The sequence below is a fragment of the Collinsella sp. CLA-ER-H10 genome (assembly GCF_040092475.1).
GTDB lineage: Bacteria > Actinomycetota > Coriobacteriia > Coriobacteriales > Coriobacteriaceae > Collinsella.
Window position 1 is genome coordinate 1 of record NZ_JBBNLM010000036.1, and the last position, 4,414, is coordinate 4,414.

The 4,414-nt window shown below is 58.8% G+C and carries 5 protein-coding genes and 1 pseudogene; all 6 read right to left on the reverse strand.

The window, feature by feature from the left end; translation table 11 throughout:
* Positions 1–394: 394 nt before the first annotated feature.
* Positions 395–1,240 carry a sugar phosphate isomerase/epimerase family protein gene (locus AAAX36_RS09295; RefSeq protein WP_117770651.1) on the reverse strand — a complete coding sequence of 282 codons (846 nt, stop codon included), beginning with the start codon at positions 1,238–1,240 and terminating at the stop codon, positions 395–397.
* Positions 1,241–1,352: 112 nt separating this feature from the next.
* Entirely contained in the window at positions 1,353–2,177 is an 825-nt protein-coding gene (locus tag AAAX36_RS09300; protein WP_197032845.1) for a PTS system mannose/fructose/sorbose family transporter subunit IID, read from the reverse strand.
* Positions 2,167–2,940, reverse strand: a complete 774-nt coding sequence (locus AAAX36_RS09305) for a PTS sugar transporter subunit IIC (RefSeq protein WP_006235882.1) — start codon at positions 2,938–2,940, stop codon at positions 2,167–2,169. Before AAAX36_RS09305 ends, AAAX36_RS09300 begins: the two co-directional genes overlap by 11 nt.
* A gap of 294 nt (positions 2,941–3,234) precedes the next feature.
* Positions 3,235–3,717, reverse strand: a complete 483-nt coding sequence (locus AAAX36_RS09310; protein WP_055252644.1) for a PTS sugar transporter subunit IIB — start codon at positions 3,715–3,717, stop codon at positions 3,235–3,237.
* 57 nt (positions 3,718–3,774) lie between these two features.
* Complete coding sequence (locus AAAX36_RS09315; protein WP_006235880.1) at positions 3,775–4,194, reverse strand: hypothetical protein; 420 nt, start codon at positions 4,192–4,194, stop codon at positions 3,775–3,777.
* A 21-nt stretch (positions 4,195–4,215) separates the two neighbouring features.
* A pseudogene (locus AAAX36_RS09320) lies at positions 4,216–4,414 on the reverse strand (SIS domain-containing protein); the annotation flags it as partial.

The following is a 4,414-nucleotide window of genomic DNA, read 5'->3' on the forward strand; positions in this document are numbered from 1 at the left end:
AGCCCTCCTCGTGCACGCGGTCGGCCAGGGCGGTCATCTTCTTGCCGGCCTCGTAGACGTTCCTGCCGTCCTCGAGGTAGCCCTCCTGGTCGAAGTGCATGATCTCGATCTTCTCGGTCTCCTTCATGTGTGTCCTCCCATCACATGTGCGCAATTCTATACATCGCGCTTCTTGCTGATACCAATTATAGCCATACGATTGCTTGTTATTTAATACCAATCCAAACTCACGGAGATTTGCGGCGAACGGTCGGTTTCCTCGCCCGAGTGGTATTACAACGCCAATAGTTGTCTATTTCGAGCGCTACTGCCAACGGGTTCCCCACAACTCGCCAGCTATAAAAGCGTTGCGCCAGACCCGCCCAAGCGTTTCCGGCGCAACCGCGCAGTTTAGTTATTCGGCTTCCATCTCCGCTGTCACACGGCGATACATCTCGATAACCTGAGTCGTCGCCTTGGACGGATCTTGATAGTAGCGGCCATCACACGTCTCGGCCGAGACATAGCCCGTATAGCCGTGGCGCATGAGTGCCTCGAGGTCGGCACGCATATCACGCTCGCCGTCGCCCCAGGCAAGATGCGTCGTGCCGCCGCCCACATCTACAAAGTGGGTGTGAACGATCTTGTCGCCCAAAACCTCAAAGTAGCCGTCGATCGTGTCGCCGGCAACTTCCATGGCGCCAAAGTCGATACAGGCCTTCAGGTTGGGACGATCGACCGCCTCGAGGATGCGCGCGACATCCTGTGCCGTATTGACCAACACGGACTCCGACGGCTGCAGGGCCTCGAGCGCGACGCGAATACCGCGCGTATCGGCGTAGTCGCACACCGAGCGCAGCATGGCAACGCTGCGGGCCCAGGCGTCCTCAGCCGGCTCGTCCAGATAGGCCCAACCACTCGTCACCAGAATCTGCGGCACGCCCAACTCAACGGCAACGTCGATCACATTCTTAAAGTACGAGAGGATGCGTTTTTGGCCCGCCTCACCGCGCACCGCGACGTTCCATGGCTTGGGGTTGTTCTGCTCGGGGCACACGCACACGATCTTGATACCGTATTGGGCGGCAAGATCGCGAATCTTATCCACCGAATCGTGCTCATGGCAATCCACATACAGGTGCATCGAGCCGGTCCACAGCTCGATATTGCGATAGCCGGCCTCACCTGCAGCCTTAAAAAACGTCTCGATGCTGTAGTAACGATGGTTGATGTTCATGAGCGAAAGCTCGGGTACGACCATAGCCCTCCCCTTTCGTACGGAGTTTTAAAAAACAGGGGGCCGCCGCAGATGCGACAAGCCCCCCAAAGATCGACGCAACCGTTAGACGCGATGGAAGCGCGATTCGAACATATTAGGCAAGCACGCCAAAGTAAGCGCCGATGATGCCCACGACCATGGTGCAGAGGATCAGGACCATCGGGTTGATCTTCTTGGAGAGCAGCCAGTAGTAGAGCCAGAAGGCGGCCATACCGAGCATACCGGGCATGATGCCGTCCAGGATGTCCTGGAGAGTCTGGGCGGAGTCGCCCTGACCAATGGCGATGGGCAACGAAGCCCAGAACATGTCCTTGCTCATGGCGCCGACGACCATAACGCCGACAATGCCGACGCAGGCCATGATCTTTTGCATCAGGCCGGTCTTCTGAGCCTCGTCGAGGAAACCAATGCCTAGCTCATAACCCTTGATAGCGCCAAAGATACGAATCAGGAACGCCGGGATGTTGTAGACGAGCAGGAAGGCGATGGGGCCAAAGACGTTGCCGGCCTGGCACAGGCTGATGCCCACGGCAGCGGCGACGACGCGCAGGGTGGACAGGAAGAAGGAGTCACCCAGGCCGGAAAGCGGACCCATGAGGGCGGCCTTGATGTCGTTGACGCTCTCGGGCTCAACCTCGCCACGAGCGACCTTTTCTTCCATGGCCATCGCGATGCCACCCACGAAGGGAGCGAGCTGCGGGGTGATGTTGAAGAATGCGCTGTGACGATGCAGGGCCTCGGCGTAATCATCGGGACGGCCGGCATAGATCTTCTTGAGCATGTTGGCGACCATCAGGCAGAAGGCAATGTTCATCTGCTTGTAGTAGGTCCAGGAGAATTCCATGCCCAGGGCGCCGGTGTTCACGGCGCTCTTAATGAGGTCGGAGCGAGTAATCTGGTTCTCGGAATTAGAAGTCATCGTCCTCATCCCCTTCCACAGAAAGCTGGGACTGGGCGCCACCAAGGCCCAGCAGGTCGTACTTATCGATGCCGATGATGATTGCGATCAGGGCGACGCCGAGGACGGGCACGTTGGCATAGGAGCACAGCAGGAAGCCCAGGAAGTAGAACGGCACGAGCTGCTTGGTAAGCACCAGACGGCCGAGCATGGCGAAGCCCATGGCAGGCAGGATGTTGGCTGCGACGCCAAAGCCATCGAGGACGAACGTCGGGATGAAGTCGAGCAGGCCCTGAACAGCGTCGGCACCCAGATAGAAGGAGACCGAGCACAGGATAAAGGCCAGGACGACAATCACGAGACCGATAATCCAGTGCATAGCGTAGATACCCTTGAGGTTACCCTTGCTGGCAAAGACGTCGGCACGGTCGACCAGAAGGGGCATACCGGCGTTGACGACGTTCTTAATGGCCAGGCACAGAGTGGCGATGGGCATCGCGAGCGCGATAGCGGCCTCGGTGCTCTGACCCAGCTGAATAGCGAAGGCGCAGGCGAGCACACCGCCAATACACTCATCGGGCGGCACGTAAGCGCCGATGGAGATAGAACCCATGAAGAGCAGCTCGAGGCTCGCACCGATGGCGAGGCCGGACTGCAGGTCCCCGAGGACTATGCCGACGAGCGGGCACAGAACGATCGGGCGGAACGCATAGAGCGTACCGAGCTGATAATCGAGCTTACCGAAGGCAGCGATAAGTCCGATGAGGATCGCTTGAACAAGCATTGTTCCTCCCTTTGATCCCTCTTGGATCCGCGCGGCGATTCCCGACTTGTCAGCGCGCCCTTTTCCATGCCGACAATCGCCCAGACAGATCCAGCTTGTACCGGTGTGCTGTTAACACCTAAACCGGTGCAAATGATTTGATACCAATTATATAGTCATGCGAAAACTATTTAATACCAATCGCTCAACGGGCGTGTACTCCCGGTGAACGGTAGATGGGGGTAACGGGTAAAGCGTTTATCCGGTACGCCCACGAATAGGGGCGGCGCCGTGCGCGCCGCCCGTGGTTCCCAATTAGAGGGCGCTTAGGGCATCGACCTTGGGGTCGTCGGCCAGAGCGCGAATCTCGACCTCGACACCGCGGCCGACGAGCTCGCGAATGTCCTCTTCCTCGGCAGCAGTCACAAAGATCTGGCGGGAGATCTTACGGGCATCGGGACGCTGCTCGTCCTTGGACTTGGTGTTGCCCAGGTTGATGGAGGTGATCTGCGGGCAGCCGTCGACAAGCTGCTTGGCCTCGGCGATGCTGGCGACGCAGATGATCATCTTGTACTTATCGGTAACACCGGAGTTGATGGCCTCGATGGCGTGCTCCATGTCCTTAATGACGAGCTTGACGTTGGCCGGCTTTCCCATCTTGAGCGTAGTCTTCCAGACGGGATCGTTGGCAACCTTGTCGCCAACGCAGAAGATGCAGTCGGAGCCCAAGCCCTGGACCCAAGAGACGGCCACCTGGCCATGAAGCAGACGATGGTCGACGCGAAGCAGTTGAATCATGATTGACCCCCAAAGGTCTCATGCCGGAAACCCGGCCCCATTAATAGCAGGCGGTGACTAGAACTCTTCCTCGTCATCCGCATCGGTCAGCAGGTCGTTGACAAACTTGACACGCGTGTCGTCAGCCGCGAGGATCTCGCGGATAACCTGATCGGCGGGAGCCTCCTGGTCCGAAAAGAGCAGCTGGATCAGCAGCGGCAGATTCATGTTGGCAACCAGGTAGGTGTTGGGGCGCGTCTGGACGATCTTGGTGAACTCGTTGTTGACGCTGCCGCCAAACAGGTCGGTGCACACGATTACGTCGTCGGCGGGGTCGAAGGTCGCCAGGAGCTTGGCGGCCTCCTCGGCGACGTCGGTGCGGCCGTCGACAAACATCGACAGGTCGTGGACGTTATCGCGCGCGCCCGAGAGCAGCTCGGTGCTCTCTTTGATGCCGGTCGCAAAATGCGCGTGGCTGGCAAAGATGTATTGCCTCATTGCGGTTTCCCCCAAATGAAATTAGTAGTCGAACTGGTGGTAGTAGCGGCGGTACTTGAGGTTGTGCTTGGTGACCAGCTCGTAGTTGCGCGCGAGGCGGTCGGTGGTCAGCACGGACAGGATCCACGGCGACACGATGACGCGGAAGTCGTCGTCCAGGCCCGGGATCGCGTACTCGGCGGTGTCGATGATGACGTAGTCCTCGTCGCCGGTCACGCCG

Bases quoted from the DNA above. Each gene is read 5' to 3' on its own strand.
- AAAX36_RS09305 (WP_006235882.1), bottom strand. From the start codon at position 2,940: ATGCTTGTTCAAGCGATCCTCATCGGACTTATCGCTGCCTTCGGTAAG.
- AAAX36_RS09315 (WP_006235880.1), bottom strand. From the start codon at position 4,194: ATGAGGCAATACATCTTTGCCAGCCACGCGCATTTTGCGACCGGCATC.
- AAAX36_RS09310 (WP_055252644.1), bottom strand. From the start codon at position 3,717: ATGATTCAACTGCTTCGCGTCGACCATCGTCTGCTTCATGGCCAGGTG.
- AAAX36_RS09295 (WP_117770651.1), bottom strand. From the start codon at position 1,240: ATGGTCGTACCCGAGCTTTCGCTCATGAACATCAACCATCGTTACTAC.
- AAAX36_RS09300 (WP_197032845.1), bottom strand. From the start codon at position 2,177: ATGACTTCTAATTCCGAGAACCAGATTACTCGCTCCGACCTCATTAAG.